At 77.0% G+C, this 17,734-nt stretch carries 9 protein-coding genes and 1 pseudogene; 6 read left to right on the forward strand and 4 right to left on the reverse strand.

The features are described from left to right. The first annotated feature begins 27 nt into the window (after nucleotides 1-27). The 3 genes from EDJALFJO_RS17680 to polA all read left to right on the forward strand — a co-directional run bounded on the left by EDJALFJO_RS17680 (nucleotide 28) and on the right by polA (nucleotide 4,711). Complete coding sequence (locus EDJALFJO_RS17680) at nucleotides 28-723, forward strand: ABC transporter ATP-binding protein (protein WP_088287666.1); 696 nt, start codon at nucleotides 28-30, stop codon at nucleotides 721-723. A 358-nt stretch (nucleotides 724-1,081) separates the two neighbouring features. Next, a complete protein-coding gene (locus EDJALFJO_RS17685; protein ID WP_088287637.1) occupies nucleotides 1,082-1,924 on the forward strand; it encodes a GNAT family N-acetyltransferase in 843 nt (280 codons plus the stop codon). A 78-nt stretch (nucleotides 1,925-2,002) separates the two neighbouring features. Further along, entirely contained in the window at nucleotides 2,003-4,711 is a 2,709-nt protein-coding gene (gene polA / locus EDJALFJO_RS17690; protein ID WP_233149927.1) for a DNA polymerase I, read from the forward strand. 10 nt (nucleotides 4,712-4,721) lie between these two features. Here the strand turns inward: polA and EDJALFJO_RS17695 are convergent, their stop codons facing one another. Beyond that, nucleotides 4,722-5,996, reverse strand: a complete 1,275-nt coding sequence (locus EDJALFJO_RS17695; RefSeq protein ID WP_143448632.1) for a hypothetical protein — start codon at nucleotides 5,994-5,996, stop codon at nucleotides 4,722-4,724. Nucleotides 5,997-6,103: 107 nt separating this feature from the next. Between EDJALFJO_RS17695 and EDJALFJO_RS17700 the strand changes: the two genes are divergently transcribed. Then, entirely contained in the window at nucleotides 6,104-7,945 is a 1,842-nt protein-coding gene (locus EDJALFJO_RS17700) for a hypothetical protein (protein ID WP_088287640.1), read from the forward strand. A 30-nt stretch (nucleotides 7,946-7,975) separates the two neighbouring features. Here EDJALFJO_RS17700 and EDJALFJO_RS17705 read toward each other — a convergent pair whose 3' ends face one another. After that, complete coding sequence (locus EDJALFJO_RS17705) at nucleotides 7,976-9,412, reverse strand: glycosyltransferase family 4 protein (protein ID WP_198950406.1); 1,437 nt, start codon at nucleotides 9,410-9,412, stop codon at nucleotides 7,976-7,978. A 175-nt stretch (nucleotides 9,413-9,587) separates the two neighbouring features. On the opposite strand from EDJALFJO_RS17705, the gene EDJALFJO_RS17710 reads away from it, so the two are divergent. Together EDJALFJO_RS17710 and EDJALFJO_RS35680 are read left to right on the forward strand one after the other, a co-directional pair. After that, nucleotides 9,588-10,346, forward strand: coding sequence for a bifunctional 2-polyprenyl-6-hydroxyphenol methylase/3-demethylubiquinol 3-O-methyltransferase UbiG (locus EDJALFJO_RS17710; protein WP_088287642.1), 759 nt, complete (start codon nucleotides 9,588-9,590; stop codon nucleotides 10,344-10,346). Next, a pseudogene (locus tag EDJALFJO_RS35680) lies at nucleotides 10,343-12,358 on the forward strand (alpha-(1->3)-arabinofuranosyltransferase family protein); the annotation flags it as partial. The gene EDJALFJO_RS17710 and the pseudogene EDJALFJO_RS35680, both read left to right, overlap by 4 nt. A gap of 2,061 nt (nucleotides 12,359-14,419) precedes the next feature. Here EDJALFJO_RS35680 and EDJALFJO_RS35685 read toward each other — a convergent pair. Both EDJALFJO_RS35685 and EDJALFJO_RS17725 read right to left on the reverse strand, forming a co-directional pair. Then, complete coding sequence (locus EDJALFJO_RS35685; protein ID WP_143448633.1) at nucleotides 14,420-15,637, reverse strand: acyltransferase; 1,218 nt, start codon at nucleotides 15,635-15,637, stop codon at nucleotides 14,420-14,422. Beyond that, nucleotides 15,634-17,571 carry a hypothetical protein gene (locus EDJALFJO_RS17725; RefSeq protein ID WP_088287644.1) on the reverse strand — a complete coding sequence of 646 codons (1,938 nt, stop codon included), beginning with the start codon at nucleotides 17,569-17,571 and terminating at the stop codon, nucleotides 15,634-15,636. The genes EDJALFJO_RS35685 and EDJALFJO_RS17725 overlap by 4 nt, the downstream gene beginning before the upstream one ends. Between the last annotated feature and the right edge of the window lie 163 nt (nucleotides 17,572-17,734).

The raw sequence follows: 17,734 nt of genomic DNA on the forward strand, positions 1-17,734 counted from the left end.
CGGGAGGGCGGGGACAACCTCCTCGCGATCGAGGACCTGCACGTCTACTACGGCAACATCGCCGCGGTGAAGGGCGTCAGCCTCCACGTCAAGCAGGGCGAGATCGTCACCCTCATCGGCTCCAACGGTGCGGGCAAGTCGACGACGCTGCGGACCATCTCCGGCCTCCTGCGGCCGAAGAAGGGCACCCTGACCTACAACGGCCAGAACCTCGCGACGATGCGGGGCGACAAGATCGTCGCCGCCGGGATCTGCCAGTCGCCCGAGGGCCGGCGGATCTTCCCCCGCATGACCGTGGAGGAGAACCTCGACCTCGGAGCGTTCCTGCGCAACGACAAGGCAGAGATCGCCTCCGACAAGGAGCGGGTGCTCGAGCTGTTCCCGCGCCTGCGGGAGCGGATCACGCAGAAGGCCGGGACGATGTCCGGCGGCGAGCAGCAGATGCTCGCCGTCGCCCGGGCCCTCATGGGCCAGCCGAAGCTCCTGCTCCTCGACGAGCCGTCGATGGGTCTGGCGCCGGTGCTCGTCGACCTGATCTTCGACACGATCAAGACGATCCGGGACCAGGGCACGACCGTCCTGCTCGTCGAGCAGAACGCGCTCGCCGCCCTGCGGGTCGCCGACTACGCCTACGTCCTGGAGTCCGGCGCCCTCAAGCTCACGGGCCCGGCCCGCGAGCTGGCGAAGAACGACGAGGTCGTCAGCGCCTACCTCGGCGGCTGAGCGCGGCCTCGCAGCACCTGTTCCACACCCGTCACGGACGCCCCAGGCGTCACGGACGGTGCCCGGAGGGCGTCCCGGTCGAGGACCGGGGCGCCCTCCGGTGCGTCGGTGCGGACCGTCAGCGACCGGTCACCCGATCGGAGCAACCCCGAGCCCGATTCGTCACGCAGTGTGATGGTGGGTGCCCGGATGCGACAACACCCTCCGGCCGGGGGAGTCCGTCCGGGGGTGCTTCTGACCGTTTCTGCAGAACGCTTCCGGACCGGTGGCGTGACGCTCTACGCTCAGCAGGGTCGTCCGGGGGAAGGTTCAGTGCCATCGCTGTCCGTAAGGACGGCACGAGGTCGAGGAGGCACGCGTGACCCGCGCACCCGTGGACGTACGGCGGGCCGGCGTCGAAGACCTCGACGACCTGCTCCTGCTCTGGGGCCAGGCCCGGGACGAGGTCACGGGGACGACCCGTGCCGTCGCCGGCACCGCGCCCGACCACCTCCGGCCGCGCCTGCGCGAGGCGCTCCAGGGGGACGACGTCCACGTCCTCGTCGCGCGGATCGACGGCGCCGCCGTCGGCTACGCGCTCCTGCGGGTCGCCCCGGTCTTCGCGATCACCGAAGGCCCGTGCCTGCACATCGAGCACCTCTTCGTGACGCCCGAGGCCCGCCGTCGGGGGGTCGCCAAGGGGCTGCTGTCCGGGGTCGCGTCCGTCGCGGAGCGCGCCGGTGCCGACCAGGTCCTCACGAGCGTCGCCCCCTCGGCCCGCGACACCCACCGCTTCCTCGCCCGGCTCGGGTTCAGCCCCTTCGTCGTCCGTCGCGTCGCGTCGACGGCGGTACTGCGCCGCAAGCTCGCGGGCGAGTCCCGCCGGGGCACCCTGGACGACCTGCTCTCCCGCCGCCGGTCGCTCCGCGGGAAGGCCTCCTGGTCCTCCGCCCGCGCCTCGGCGAAGCAGGACGAGGCGGCCGCGGCCGCCGTCCGGGCCGGTCTGCCGCACCCGGCCGGCCCCGACGCCGCGGACCTGGGCCTCTCCGACCCGTGCCCGACCGCCCGTCTCGACCTGGACGCGATCTCGGTGCACGACACCCACGACACGCTCGAGATGCCGGTCGTCACGGCCGACCTCGCGGACGCCCTCGAGCGCTCGTCCGAGGCCGGGCTGCGCTCGGTGTCGCTCGTCGAGAACGCGACGACCCAGCCCGCCTGAGCCGACCTGACGCCGTCCGGCGCCGACCCGTGCGCCGGTCGGCCCGGGTTGACGGTGGTGCGGCATAGGGTGACCTGCGTGAGCCCGAAGACCGGCGCGCCCGAGCGCCACCGCCTGCTGCTCGTCGACGGCCACTCGATGGCCTACCGCGCGTTCTTCGCCCTGCCCGTGGAGAACTTCTCCACGTCGACGGGGCAGGTCACGAACGCCGTCTACGGCTTCACGTCGATGCTCATCAACGTGCTGCGCGACGAGCAGCCGGACCACGTCGCCGTCGCGTTCGACGTCTCCCGCAAGACCTTCCGCAGCGAGCAGTACGCCGAGTACAAGGCGAACCGCAGCGCGTCGCCCGCCGAGTTCTCCGGGCAGGTCGCGCTCATCAAGGAGGTCCTCGCCGCGCTCCGGGTGCCGACCCTGGAGAAGGAGGGCTACGAGGCGGACGACATCATCGCGACGCTCACCAAGGAGGCCCGCCGGCAGGACTTCCAGGTCCTCATCAGCACCGGCGACCGGGACTCCCTCCAGCTCGTCGAGGACCATGTGACGGTGCTCTACCCCGTGCGCGGCGTCAGCGAGCTCATCCGGATGACGCCCGAGGTCGTCGAGGAGCGGTACGGCGTGCGGCCCGAGCGCTACCCGGACGTCGCGGCGCTCGTCGGGGAGAGCAGCGACAACCTCCCGGGCATCCCCGGGGTCGGCAACAAGACGGCCGCGAAGTGGCTCGCGACATACGGCGACCTCGACGGGATCGTCGCGCACGCCCCCGAGATCAAGGGCAAGGCGGGCGAGAGCCTGCGCGCCCACCTCGACGGCGTCCTGCGCAACCGCCGGCTCAACCGGCTCGTCGACGACCTCGAGCTGACGCTGCACGTGGACGACCTCGCGGTGCAGGCGTGGGACCGCGACGAGGTGCACCAGGTCTTCGACGGCCTGGAGTTCCGGGTGCTGCGGGAGCGGCTCTTCTCGACGCTCGCGACCCCCCAGCCGGAGGCCGACGGCGGGTTCGACGTCGACACCGAGCGGCTCGACGGCGCCGGCGTCAAGGAGTGGCTCGAGGCGCACGCCCAGGGCACGGTCGGCGTCGCCGTCGTGGGCCACTGGGCCCAGGGCCGCGGTGACGCGCGCGGCGTCGCGCTGGCCGCCTCGGACGGCGCCGCCGGCTACGTCGACCTCGTGGACGCCGACGAGCAGGCCCAGTCGGCGCTGGCCGCGTGGCTCGCGGACCCGGCAGCCCCCAAGGCCTTCCACGACGTCAAGGGCCCGCTCGTCGCGCTCGCGTCCCGGGGCCTGCCCCTGCGTGGCGTCGTGAGCGACACGGCCCTCGCCGAGTACCTGTGCCGCCCCGACCAGCGGCTGTTCGACCTCTCGGACCTCGTCCTGCGTCACCTCGGCCGTGAGCTGCGCGCCGAGGTCGGGGTGCCGGTCGAGGAGCCCGCGCAGCTCACCCTCGAGATGGAGGAGGCACCGGGCGGCCCCGACGAGGCGGAGACCGCGATGGTGCGGGCCCGCGCCGTCCTCGAGCTCTCCGAGAAGCTCGGCGCGGAGCTGCTCGACAAGGGCGGGCTCGCGCTCCTCGACGGCGTCGAGCTCCCGCTCGTCGACGTGCTCGCGCGGATGGAGCAGGCCGGCATCGCGGTCGACACCCAGGGCCTGGCCGACCTCGAGGCGTACTTCGCCGCCGAGGTCCAGGCCGCCGCGAAGGAGGCCTTCACCCACATCGAGGCCGAGATCAACCTCGGTTCGCCCAAGCAGCTGCAGGTCGTGCTCTTCGAGCAGCTGGGGATGCCCAAGACGAAGAAGACGAAGACGGGCTGGACGACGGACGCCGAGGCCCTCGCGGACCTCTACGCGAAGACCGAGCACCCGTTCCTGCTCCACCTGCTCCGGCACCGGGACGCGTCGAAGCTGCGGGTCACCGTCGAGGGGCTCATCCGCTCGGTCGCGGACGACGGCCGGATCCACACGACGTACCAGCAGAACATCGCGGCGACGGGTCGGCTGTCGAGCACCGATCCGAACCTGCAGAACATCCCGATCCGCACCGACGAGGGCCGGCGCATCCGGGAGACGTTCGTCGTCGGCGCCGGCTACGAGTGCCTGCTCACCGCGGACTACTCGCAGATCGAGATGCGGATCATGGCGCACCTGTCCAGGGACGAGGGCCTCATCGAGGCCTTCCTCACGGGGGAGGACCTGCACCGCTTCGTCGGCTCCCGGGTCTTCTCGGTGGAGCCGGCCGAGGTCACGCCCGCGATGCGCAGCAAGATCAAGGCGATGTCGTACGGGCTGGCGTACGGCCTGTCCGCGTTCGGTCTGTCCCGGCAGCTGGCGATCCCGCCGGCCGAGGCACGCACGCTCATGGAGGACTACTTCGACCGCTTCGGCGGCGTCCGGGACTACCTCCAGAGCATCGTCGCCGAGGCCCGCCGCACCGGGTACACCGAGACGATCCTCGGCCGCCGGCGCTACCTGCCGGACCTCACGAGCGACAACCGCCAGCGCCGCGAGGCCGCCGAGCGGATGGCCCTCAACGCCCCGATCCAGGGCTCCGCCGCGGACATCATCAAGGTCGCGATGCTCCGGGTCGACGCCGCGCTGCGCGAGGCCGGGCTCACGACCCGGCTGCTCCTGCAGGTGCACGACGAGCTCGTGCTCGAGGTGGCCGCGGGGGAGCGCGAAGAGGTCGAGCGACTCGTCCGGGCCGCCATGGGCGGCGCCGCCGAGCTGTCCGTGCCGCTCGAGGTGTCGGTCGGTGCGGGGCGGTCCTGGCACGAGGCGGGGCACTGACGGCGAGGGCTCAGCCGCCGGTCACCGCCGGTGCGTGCTCCCGGCCCCGGCGGAACGCCGCCCGCTCGACGACCAGACCGATGCCGACGAGCACGAGGGTCGCGGCCAGCGCCCGCGCGGCGACCCCCGCGACGGTCGGCGCGGGGTCGAGCAGCACGGCGACGGCGAGTCCTGCGATGCACAGCCACGCGGCGGCCCCGATCGTCCGGTCGCCCACGGCCAGCCGCGCGTAGAGCAGCACCTGCGCGACGGCGAGCGCGCCGCCGAGCGCGGCGAACAGCCACAGGTCCGGGCCGAGCGGGCGGTAGGCCTCGCCCGCCACGAGCGTGACGAGCGGGCCGCCGAGCGCCAGCGTCGCGACGACCGCGCCCGCTCCGACCGCGGTGCAGATGCCCACGGCGCCCACGACCGCCCGGGCCCGCCGGTCGGGCTGGGCCATCCGCGGGTAGAGCAGCGTCGAGACGAACTGCGGTGCCCAGAAGGCGCCCTTGGCGAAGAGCGCACCGACGGCGTAGGAACCCGACGCGGCGGGGTCGAGCACGTGCCGGGCGAGCAGGAGGTCGACGTTCGCCAGCGTCAGCAGGCCGGCCGTCGTCACCGCGGCGCCGGCCAGCGGGCCGCGCAGCCGGGCCGCCGCGGCGCGTGCGGCGGGCCCGAACAGCTGCAGCGGCTCGCCGACGAGGCGCAGGGCGACGAGCGCGGCGACCGCCGTCCCGGCGGCGACGAACCCCATGAGTGCGGTCACCCCGGTGCCGGTGACGGCCTCGACGGCACCGCCGAGCGGGCGGGCGGCGGCCGCGAGGACGAGCACCGCCGAGAGCGCGAGGAACCGCTCCCGGCCCTGGAGCAGCCCCTGCGCGGCGAAGACGACGGTCGCCGGGAGCAGCCACGCGCCGACGAGCAGCGCGGCCCACGGCCCGTCGAGGCGCAGGAACCGCTCGAGCGCCGGGGCGGCGACGGCGACGACGACGCAGAGCAGGAGCCCCGTCTCCACGGCGACCCGGACAGCGGCCCCGGGCGGGACGGCGTCGACGTGCGGGGCGTCGTCCTGCGCCCGGTCCGGCGCACCCGCGACCGCGCGGGCGACGACGAGCTGCAGCGCGACCGCCGGCACCATGCCGATGACCGCGAGGTTGAGCAGGGCGCCGGCCGCACCGAGGTCCTGCGCGGGCAGCGACCGGGTGAGCAGCAGGACGAGGGCGTAGCCGAGCAGGTTGGCGACCGTCGTCGCGGCTGCGAGGACGACCGCGGAGCGGGTCAGGGAGGCTGCCCGTCGCGACGTCACCGGCGCACCGTAGTCGCCGCACGCCCGGTCGCGCAGGCGGGCCCGGGCCGGGTCGCCCGGCCGGGCCATACTGGCGCCGTGCAGCAGCGACCCCCGGCCCGTCCGGCATGAGCCGGTGGGCACCCGCGGGGCCGGCGACGGGCGAGGTCGTGGCGGCGGCGGCGGTCGGGGCGGTCGTGCTCGGACCGGCCCTGCGGCCCGGCTACCTGCTCCGGTACGACCTCGTGTCCGTCCCCGGGCCGGTGCTCGGTGACGACGCGCTGGGGCTCGGGGACCGGCTGCCGCGCGCCGTCCCCTGGGACGCCGTCGTCGCGGTCATCGCCCGGCTCCTGCCCGACGCGGTCGTCACCCAGGTCCTCGCCCTCCTCGCGCTCACGGCGGCCGGTGCCGGCGCCGCCCGGCTCGCGCGGGCCGCCGGGCCCGGCCGCTGGGTCGCCCTGCTCGTCGCGGTGTGGAACCCGTTCGTCCTCGAGCAGCTCGCCATCGGCCACGTCCCGCACCTGCTCGGCTATGCGGCGGTGCCGTGGGTCGCCGTCGGCGCCCACGGCCTCGTGACCGGCCGGGCCGGGGCGTGGCCGACCCTGGCCGGGGCCTGCGTCGCGGGATCGGTCACCCCGGGCGGCGGGCTGCTGTGCGTCGGGACGGCGCTCGCCGTCGTGGCGGCCGGGGCAGCGGGTGGTGCCCTGCGACGGGCGCCCGGCCGCGGCGGAGCGGGGGCCGCCGTGCTCACGGCACTGGTCACCCAGCTGCCCTGGGTGGTCGCGGGCCGGCTGCACCCGGCGCTCGCCGCCCCGCCGGCCGAGGCCGTCGACGCGTTCGCGACCCGCGCCGAGACGGCCGCGGGCGTCGTCGTCGACGTGCTGGGTCTCGGCGGGCTGTGGGCGCCGGGTCCGTTGCCGGCGAGCCGGACGACGTCGCTCGCGCTCGCCTCGACCGTCGTCCTTCTCGGTCTCGCCGCCGCCGGGCTGCCGGGCCTGCTCCGGCAGGTGCGTCAGGAGGAGCCCCGTTCCGGCGCGGTGGCCGGTCCGGGGGACCGGTTCCCGCTCGTCGTGGCCGGCGCCGCCCTCGTCGCGGCGGGCTACCTCGTCGCCCTGCTGCCGCACCTGCCCGGCGGCCGGGACCTGCTGCTGCTGATCGCGCGGGGCGTCCCCGGTGGCGGGCTGCTCCGCGACGGGCATCGCTGGCTCGCCTGGCCCGCGGTCGGGGTCGCCGTCCTCGCAGGCTTCGGTGCGGCGGCGCTCGCGGACTCCGTCGGACGGCGCAGCCGCGGGGCGGTCCCGGCGCTCCCGGTGCTCGTGCTCGTCGCCTCGGCCGTCGTGGCGGTAGCCCCCGACCTCGCCCTCGGGCTCGGCGGCCGGCTGGTGCCCGTGACCTACCCGCGGGACTGGGCGCGGGTGCGGGCCGCGCTCGACGCCGCCGACGCACGCGGCGGGCCGGACCGGGTGCTCGTCCTGCCCTGGCAGCCGTTCCGGCGCTTCGCCTGGTCGGGTCCCGCGCCGGTGCTCGACCCGGCCTCGCGGATGCTGCCGAGACCCGCGCTCGTCGACGACGCGCTGAGCGTGGGCGGCACTCGGCTGCCCGCGGAGGGGGCCGGCGCCCGGGCCGTGGCCGCCGGTCTCGAGGACGGCGTCCTCACGGCCGACGAGCTCGGCCGGCTCGGGGTCGGCTGGGTGCTCGTGGAACGCGGCACCCCGGGCCGGGTGCCCGTGCTGCCCGCCGCCCCGCTCGTCCGGACCGTCGTCGACGGGCCCGACGCGCTGCTCCTGCGGGTGGCCGCACAGCCGGCGGGCACGTCGTCCGGGCCGGGGCCCGTCCTGCCCGCCGGACCGACCGACGGACGGCGACGCACGGTGACCGCGGCGCACCTGATCTACGGGCTCGTCGGCGTCCTGGCCGCTGTCGGTCAGCTCCGGCGGGGCCTGCGCGGTGCGGCCTCCCGGAAGCGGTGACCGGCTGCTACTCTCCGCGGGACGCAGAAGTCACCCCGCTCGCTTGGAGGAACCATGAGCCGCGCTTCCCGTGACCGAGGCGGGGTCGGCACGTCGTTCGTCGTGACCCTGCTCGTGGCCCTCGCCGGCGGCGGTGCCGCCGTCGCCGTGACGAGTGCGCTCGTCACCAGCCAGGCGCCCGACCTGCCCACCGACACCATCGCCCCCGCGGGCGGGTCCGTCGGTGACGGCCCCTCCGAGGAGATCCTGAACTACGGGGAGTAGGACCAGGGCGGGCGCGGGGAAGTCACCCGCGGGCACGCCCTCGTCCGCGTCGGCGACCGGGGCCAGACCGTCCGCCGCCCGGCGCAGCAGGCGCTCCATCGCCGTCGTCGCCGCGCGCCAGGTGAACCGCGCGGCGTGACCGCGCGCGACCTCGCCGAGGCTCGCCCGGAGCGCGCCGTCGCGCAGGAGGCGGTCCGTCGCCGCGACCATCGCGTCGAGGTCCTCGACGAGCAGCCCGGTCCGGCCGTCGAGCACCGACTCCGACAGGCCACCGGCGCCGTGGTAGGCGACCGTCGGCACGCCGTGCTGCGCCGCCTCGACGACCATGAGCCCCCAGCCCTCCTTCAGCGAGGGCGCGAGCATCATCGTGGCGCCGGCGAGGACGGCGTCCTTCTCCGCCTCGCTGACGAAGCCCAGGAAGTCGACGGCGTCCGTGACGCCGAGCCGGTCCGCCTCGGCCGCGAGACGTTCGTGCCACCAGCCCTCGCCGACGACCCGTAGCCGCAGCCCGGGGTGCCGCGGCAGCAGCCGGGCCAGCACCTCGAGCGCGTGCTCGACGCGCTTGTGCGGCACGAGGCGGCCGAGCACGACGAGCGTGGGGCCGGCGTCCGGCAGGGCGGGGGCGTCCCCGGCGCCGGCGTCCGGGGCGGGCAACGGGTCCACGCCGTTGTGCACGACCGCGACGGCCGCGCTGTCGACGCCGAGGGCGGTCAGCTCGGCGCGGGAGACCTGGGAGACCGTGACGTACTGCTGCCCGCGCAGGGCGCGGGGGGCCAGCCAGGACTCGACCCACCAGCCGACACGGGCGGCCACCGGGCCGAGGGCGACCGGCCACTGCTCGCGGTGCACGTGGTGCACGAGGACCACGACGGGGCAGCCGGCGGTGACACGGGCGAAGAACGGGACGCCGTTCTGCACCTCGAGGACGACCTGCGGCCCGCGCCCACGGAGCCGGTCCGCGAGCAGGCCGAGGAGCGCCCGCGGGTAGACCCCCAGGCGCCCGCCGGCCCGGACCAGGGTGAAGCCGTCCCGCTCCTCGCGGCGGGCCGCGCCGGCCGGACGGGCGCACCGGACGACGACCTCGCAGCCGTCGGCGGCGAGCCCGGCGGCGATCCGCTCGACGTAGCGCTCGGACCCTCCGCCCTCGGGATGGGTCGTGTCGCGCCAGTTCAGGACCGTCACGCGCAGCGGCCAGGAAGACACCGTCGACTCCAGGGCTGGTTACAGGTGGTCCACGATCCCGTGCTCGGCGGCCCCGACGCGGGGTGGGCCCGCGGACGCCGTGACGGTTCGTGACCACCGGGGGTGGTGGCGGCCACCCTAGGGACTGCGGCGTGATTTCTGCTACCCACGGGTAGCGGTTCGCTATGTTGCAGGAGTGCCGGTCGACGTCGATCCCGCCCTGCTGCCCGAGCGCGGCCTGCGGCGGTCCGTAGCCCTGCTGCGGGCGTTCCGGCTCGAGCAGAGCCGTCCTGACGTCTTCTACTCGACCCTCGCCGTCGACACCGTGCGGCAGGTGAGCCGGTACACCTCGCTCGACGGGGCCTCGGTCGTCGACGTCGGCGGCGGCCCCGGATACTTCGCGGACGCCTTCCGGGGCGCCGGGGCGCGCTACGCCGGCATCGACCCGGACGCCGGGGAGCTCACCGCCCGCGGCGACGCCCCGGAGGGCTTCCTCCGGGCGAGCGGGCTCGCCCTGCCGCTCGCCGACGGCAGCCTCGACGTCTGCATGTCGAGCAACGTCCTCGAGCACGTGCCGGACCCGGAGCGGATGGCGGGGGAGATGCTCCGGGTCGTCCGGCCCGGCGGCCTCGTGTGGCTGTCCTGGACGACCTGGCTCTCCCCGTGGGGCGGCCACGAGACCTCCCCGTGGCACTACCTGGGCGGCCGGCGGGCCGCCGACCGCTACGAGCGCCTGCACGGGCGCCGTCCGAAGAACGACTTCGGCCGCAGCCTGTTCGCGGTCTCCGCCGGGCGGATGTCCCGGTGGGCCCGCGAGGTCGCCGGCTCCGGGGCGGGCGAGGTCCTCGACGTCCGTGCGCGCTACCACCCGGACTGGGCGGCCTGGGTGGCCCGGGTCCCCGCCGCCCGTGAGGTCGTCAGCTGGAACGTCGTCGTCGTGGTCCGTCGGCGATGACGGCCCTGACGCGCGACCCCGCTCAGGTCGTGCGTCGGGTCGGTGGCGGTGCGGCCCTCGTCGCAGCCGCGTTCGTCCAGGCGCCCGGCCGGCTCTCGCCGGACACCAAGCTCGACCTGCTCGTCGACCCCGTCGCGTTCCTCGCCCGGGCGTGGACGCTGTGGGAGCCGCAGGGGGCCTTCGGCCAGCTGCAGAACCAGGCGTACGGCTACTTCCTCCCGATGGGGCCGTTCTTCGCGCTGGGGCACCTCGCCGGGATCCCGGCCTGGGTCACCCAGCGCGCCTGGTGGGCGCTGCTCCTGCTCGTCGCGTACACCGGGTTCCTGGCCCTCGCCGACCGGCTGGGGATCGGCACCGCCGGCACCCGGATCCTCGCGGCGCTCGCCTTCGCCCTGAGCCCGCGGGCCGTCACCGAGCTCGGCGGGATCAGCGCCGAGCTCTGGCCGACGGCGGTCGCGCCGTGGGTGCTCGTGCCGCTCGTCGCCGCCCGGGAGGGCGGGGAACGGCGGGCCGCGGCCCGGTCGGCGGTCGCGGTCGCGTGCGCGGGCGGTGTCAACGCCGTCGCCGTGGGCGCCGCGCTGCCGCTCGCCGTCGTCTGGTTCGCCACCGCCCGGGCGGGCCGGCTGCGGCGCCGGCTCGCCTCCTGGTGGGCCGTCCTCGTCCCGGCCGCCATCGCCTGGTGGCTCGTGCCGCTCGCCCTGCTCGGCCGCTACAGCCCGCCGTTCCTCGACTGGATCGAGTCGTCGACGACGACGACGTCCGTCGCGTCGCTGCCGCAGGCGCTGCGCGGGACGACGCACTGGGTGGCCTGGCTGCGCGGCTCGCTGACCGTCTGGCCGGCCGGCGGTGAACTCGTGTCCTCCGGCCTGCTCGTCACCCTCGGCTGGGCGGCGGTCCTCCTCGGCCTGGCCGCGCTGCTCATGCGCTCGACCCCGCACCGGGCGTTCCTCGTCGGCGGCATCGTCGTCGGGGTCGGCCTCCTCACACTCGGGCACGTCGGTGCGGCGACGCCGCCGTGGGCGGGTGCCGTCCGGGACCTCCTCGACGGCCCGGGCGCAGCGCTGCGCAACACCCACAAGTTCGACGTCGTCGTGCGGCTGCCGCTCATGCTCGGCCTCGCGCACGCCGTGGCCGCGATCCGGCTCCCGGTCCTGGCGTCCGCGCCGTGGGCCCGGCACGGCGTCCGGTTCGTCGCCGTGTGCGCCGTCGCCGGGACGGCGGTCCCCGCGCTCGCGGCCGGGCTGCCGGCCCGCGGCACCTTCACCGAGGTGCCGCCGTACTGGTCGCAGGCCGCCCGGTGGCTCGCGACCCACGACGACGGCGGACGCACCCTCGTCGTTCCGGGGGCGCCCTTCGCGACGAGCCTGTGGGGCGACCCCCGGGACGAGCCGCTGCAGGCCCTCGCCCGGACGCCCTGGGCGGTCCGCAACGTCGTCCCGCTGTCGTCGGCCGGCAACATCCGGATGCTCACGACCGTCGAGCAGCAGCTGTCGACCGGCCGCGGGTCGCCGGGGCTGGCCGCCTACCTGGCCCGGGCCGGCGTGACCCGGCTGCTCGTGCGCGCCGACCTCGCGGGCGTGCCCGGCTCGACGCCGCGCGCGGTGACCGTGCGCTCGGCGCTGTCCGGCTCGCCGGGGCTCGTCGCGCTCACCCGGTTCGGGCCGCCGGTCGGCGGGGCCAAGGTCGGGGACGCCGTCGTCGACGACGGGCTCGACGTCACCGTGCCGGCGCTCGAGGTGTGGCAGGTCGAGGTGCCGGCGGCCCGGGCGGAGGTCTGGGACGCGGGCTCCGCCGTCCGGGTCGCGGGCGGGCCGGAGAACCTGCTCGCGCTCGACGACGCGGGGCTGCTCGAGGGCCGTCCGGTCGTCCTCGACGGGGACCCGGAGGCGGCCGGCCTGGCCGCCGCGACGGGGGGTGCGGCCGCGCCGCTGGTCGTCACCGACGGCCCGCAGCGCCGGGAGGCGACCTTCTCGGCGGTCCGTGACGTTTGGTCGGCGCCGCTCACCGCGACCGCCCCCTGGTCGGCACGGCGCGCGGCGCACGACTGGACCGTCTTCGACGGGCCGCAGGTCGTCGCCCGCTTCACGGGCGTCGCGGACGTCACCGCCTCGAGCTCCGCCGGGGCGGCGGCGTCGCCCTGGGCGCTGCTCGACGACGACCCGCTCACCCAGTGGCGGACGGCGGTCCTCGCCGGCGGCACCCCGTGGTGGCAGGTCCGGTTCACCGCGTCCCGGCTCGCCCCGGCGACGGTCACCGTCACCCCCGCCGCCCGGTCCGGCGTCACGGCCGTCGACGTCGTCACCGAGACCGGACGGCGCCGGACGTCGATGTCCCCGGACGGCGGCGCGGCCCGCGAGGTCGAGGTCCCGCCGGGCCCGACGCGGTGGCTGCGCATCGAGCTGACGGGCCGTCGTCCGGCCCTCGTGCCCGAGCAGCCCGGCCTCGGGGCCGTGACGGTCCCCGGGGTGGAGCCCGCGCGCCCGCTGCGGCTGCCCGCCGTCACGGACCCGCCGGCGGACGTCGTCCTGCGGACCGCGCGCGACGGCGCCGACGGGTGCGTGCTCCTCGGGGACAGGCCGCTGTGCGGGTCGACGCTCGCCCGGCCGGGGGAGGAGGACCTGCGTCTGGACCGGGTCGTCCCGCTCCCGGGCGGCAGCTACCGGGTCGGCGCGCAGGTCCGCGCGCGGCCCTCGCAGGCCTGGGACGCCCAGCTGCGTCCCCTCGGGGACCCGCTCGTCGCGACCGCCTCGAGCCGCCGCTCGGAGGAGGCCGCGGAGCGCCCGCAGGCCGCCGTCGACCGGGACCTGGGGTCCGGGTGGGTCGCCTCACCGCTCGACCCCGCCCCCGCGCTGACCCTCGAGTGGTCGGGCCGGCGCGCCGTCAGCGCGTTCCAGCTGCAGACCGATGCCGCGCTCGCGGTCTCCCGGGCCCGCCGGGTCACGGTGACCGTGGGCAGCCGGACCCGGTCCGCCGCGGTCGGTGCCGACGGCTGGGTGCGGTTCCCGGCGATGACCGGGACGTCCCTGACCCTCGTCGTCACCGACCGCCGGGTGCAGCGGGGCGTCGACCCCGACCGCGGGGTCGTCGAGCTGCCGTTCGGGGTGAGCGAGGTCCTCGTCCCGGCGCTCGACGACCTGCGGCGTCCCCTCGACCTCGACGCCCGCACCGGGGTCGCCTGCGGCTTCGGCCCCGACCTCGTCGTCGGCGCCGTCACCGTGCCGACCCGGGTCGAGGGCACCGTCCGGGACCTGCTCGAGCGGCGGGCGATGGCCGCCGTCCCCTGCGGGCGCGGTCGGGCGGCCGCTGCGGCGAGGGTCGCCGCGGACCGGCTCACCGTGCCGGGCGGCGACGTGCGCGTCACCGTCGGGGCGACGCCGCTGTGGCGGCCAGAGTCGGTCCGGCTGCGCGGCGCCGAGGGGCTGCCCGCGGCCGCGTCCCGTCCCGTGACCGTGCGACGGTGGGACGCCGAGCACCGGACCCTCGCCGTGCCGGCCGCCGCGACGGCCCGCCTGCTCGTCGTCCACGAGAACGCCAACCCCGGCTGGCGGGCGACCGTCGGCGGCCGTCCGCTGACGAGCGTCCGGGTGGACGGCTGGCAGCAGGGCTGGGTGATCCCCGCGGGCCCGGCGGGCACGGTCGTCCTCACGTTCGCCCCGGGGGCCGGCTACCGGCTCGCTCTCGTGCTCGGCGGGGTGCTGCTGCTCGGTGTGGCGGCGCTCGCGCTCCCGCACCGGCGCCGGCGGGCGGCTGCGGACGGCGTGCCGGCAGCGGACGTCCCTGCCGCGTCGGCGCCCGCCCGGGCCGGGCTGTCGCGGCCCGCCCTCGTGACGGCGGCCGTCGTTCTCGTCGTGGCGGGCGGCTGGTGGGCCGCGGCCGCGCTCTGCGTCGCGGCGGTCGTCGCGCGCCGCGACCGGCGGGCCGCCGTCGTGCTCGCGGCGTCCGGCGCCCTCGTCGCGGCGGCGGTCTCGGTGGCCCGGGCCGGTGCCGTGCCCGGGGACTCGTTCGCCGACGGGCTGTGCGCCGTCGCGCTCTGGTGCACGCTCGGGTGCGCCGTCGTCCTCGCCGCGGCGGCGTCAGCGGACGACGTTGCGCAGTCGTCGCTGGAGCGGCCGCTCGACGAGGTGCCAGGACAGGGCGGACAGGGCGAGCGCGGGGAGGGCCGTGGCGGCGAGGAGGGGCAGGAACGGGATGTCGAACGTCCGCAGGTCGAACCGCTGGACGATCGCGATGAGCACGACCATGTGCCACAGGAAGAACCCGTAGCTGACGGTTCCGGCCCACACCAGAGGACGTGACCGGGCGAGGACCTGCCATCGGGCCGCCGGGTCGCCGAACACCGCGGGCACGAGCAGGACGAGCGCCAGCACGAGGTACAGCACGTGCTTCACGGCCGACTCGGCCGCCGTCGCCGGGCTGAGGTCGTACGGCCCGACGAGCCGGGTCGTGGCCACCCAGTAGGTCGCGGCGGCCATCGCGAACCAGGCCCCGGGAGCAGCGGCCGCCTCGCGCAGCCAGCGCGGGCCGCCGTCGCCACGGTGCTCGCGCAGCCAGGCCAGGCCCATCCCCGCCGCGAACCAGTCGAGGTAGCCGGGCAGCCAGTAGAGCGGCGCGAGCCGCCCGGCGCTCGAGGTCGCCCAGCCCAACCGCCATGCGGTCGCGACGACGACGAGCAGCACCACGACGGCGAGCACGCGCCGACCGTGCCACGTGCGACCGACCGACCGGCCGGACCTGCCGAGCCAGAGCACGGCCAGCAGGGGGAGAGCCACGTAGAACGAGATCTCCGTCCCCAGGCTCCACGTGTGCGTGAACCCGGGCAGCAGCGGGCCCTCGTGGTAGACCGAGGTGAGCGTCCAGGCCCGGAGCCAGTCCGCGCCGGGGCGCGCGGCGGCGCCGGGCACCAGCAGCGCGAGGCCGGCCACGGCGAGCAGGTACGCCGGCACGAGCCGTACCGCGCGCCGCCACAGATACGGGGCCGCCCGGACCGCCGGGGCCCGGCCGCGGGCGGCGAGCACCCGAGGCCGCATGAGGAGGAAGCCGGACAGGACGAAGAAGACCGCGACGCCCGCGTCGCCGCGGGCGAGCCAGCCGGCCCAGGGACCCCGGGTGCCGGCCCCGCTCTCGAAGCCCACGTGGGTCAGCAGGACGAGCGCCGCGGCCGCGGCCCGGTAGACCTCGAGGACGGGCAGGTCGTGCCGCGGCCGGGCGGCGGGCTCAGCGGTCGGGGCGCCGACGGGGGCCGGCGCGGCCGGCGGGCCTGGTGCCGTGCCGACGGCGGGGGTCGCGGTCACCGGGCACGCACCACGTCGGCGGCGACGACGCAGACGCCGGCGTCGGGGGTGGCGGGCCGCACCCGGACGGCGGCCGCCGTCCCGACCTGCGGGCCGACCGGGAAGAGCACGGTGTGGGGCCCCTCGTAGAGCACGTCGTCCGACCAGCGGCGCACCGCGGTGGCCTGCCCGTCGGGTCCCTCGACGACGACCCGCAGCCGTGCGCTGCCGGTGACGAGCAGCTCCAGGCGGATCTGCGCGCCGGGGGGCAGGTCGACCGGGGTGGTCATCGTGACCCGGGCGTCGGAGGTGTCCCCGGGCTGGACGACCGCCGCGCAGAGCTCCGTCCGGGCGGCGCCGCCGAGGCGGTCGAGCCGCGCCGTGACGAGCCGGCCGCCGGTGTCGTCCAGCGACAGCACCGGGCCGTCGGCGTCGTGCACGAGGGCGTCGGGGCGCAGCAGCGTGACGATGTCGGTGTCGAGGGTGCCGGCGGCCCCGGACGAGGCGGCGACCGGTGCCGGCACGGCCCGGGAGGTGATCCGGGGGAAGGGGGCGAGGTCCGCCAGGGTCGACCGGACGGCGGCCGCCCAGGCCGGCGCCGGGTCGGCGGCGGCCCGGCGGCCGAACCCGGTCGAGGCCGGGACGGCGGCCAGGACGACGAGCACGGGCAGCGCGAGTGCGAGGGCGCGGGGCGCCAGCGCACGCAGCCGGGGGAGCCGGCCGGGCGGCAGGTCCGCCGCGGCGTCGTCCGGCAGCCGCGCGCCGCGCGGCGCCAGCGTCGCCAGCGCGCCGGTGAGGACGACGGCGACCGTCACCCCGAGCACCGCGCCCGGGGCCTGCGGCCGGCCGGGGACGCCCACGACGAGCGCCGCGACCGACCACCCGGCACCGAGCGCGACGGCACGCAGCGCCCGGCCGCGGTCGTGCCGGGCAGCGAGCAGGAGGAGGCCGCCGACGAGGAGCACCGCGGCTGTGACGACGCCCGTGGCGGGCCGCGGCAGCCCCTGCACCTCGGCGGCGGACCAGGTCCACGGCGCCCCGAGCAACCCACCGGCGACGGCCCGCAGGACGTCTCCGACGACCCCGGCGACGGCGGCGTCCGCGGGCAGCACGAGGTCCGCCGGCCGCAGCCCGGGCAGAGCCACGAAGACCGCGACGACCGCGGCGGAGGCGGCCGCCGGCGGCCATGCGGCGCGCAGCCCGCGCAGGACGGCGCGGGCTCCGGACGGGACGGCGTCCGGGCCGGGCGGGCCGTCCTGGAGGTCTGGCGGCACCCGGACGACGGTGGCCGAGAGCAGGAGCAGGACGAGGGGGACGAGCACGCCCGACCGGTCGCACCCCATCGCGAGCGTGGTGAGCAGGGCGACGGCGCCGAGCCGGCGGCCGCCGCTCCACCACACGTGCGCCACCGCTGCCCACACGAGGGCGACGGTCGCCGCGAGCGGCCCGGCGACGTCCGTGGTGCCCGCCCCGGAGGCGATGAGCTGCGGCGCCGTCATGACCATCGCCAGCGGCACGAGGAGCAGCGGCGACGGGCGGAGCAGCCGGCGCAGGAGCAGCCAGACGCCGAGCGCCAGGGACACCCGCAGGGAGTTCGCCGCGATCGCGACGACGAGCTCGCGCAGGGGCGCGACGGTGGCGACGAGCCACACCGCGGCGCGGGTGAGGATGCCGCCGGCCGGGCCGCCGGGCGCACCGGAGACGGCGAGGGCGCCGGGGTCGACCAGGACGGCGACGAGGCCGCGCCGGGCCACCGCGGCCTGCCGGGCGACCTCCTCGAGCGTGGGGCCCGCGGCGCGCAGCGCGCGGGCCTGGAGCTCGGCGCCGACCACCGTGAGGGCCCAGGCGACGAGGTCGAGCACCGGGACCCGCCGACCACCGAGCGTCACGGTGCGCCCGGTCGCCGCGGCCGGTCGGGGGGTGTCCCGGACGGCGGGCGGGGCCTGGGCGACCACGTGACCTCCTCGGACCTGCGGCAGGGCCCCGGCGACGCCGGGAACGATCAAGGAACAGGGACTCTCGCGCAAGGCTACTCACTGGTACTGTGCGGCACGCCACATCGGGTCCTTGTTACCCGGAGTGGTCGTCGGTGGGTCATCAACGCTGCTGCCCAGGAGT

It is taken from the genome of Kineosporia sp. A_224, from assembly GCF_002198655.1.
GTDB lineage: Bacteria > Actinomycetota > Actinomycetes > Actinomycetales > Kineosporiaceae > R-H-3.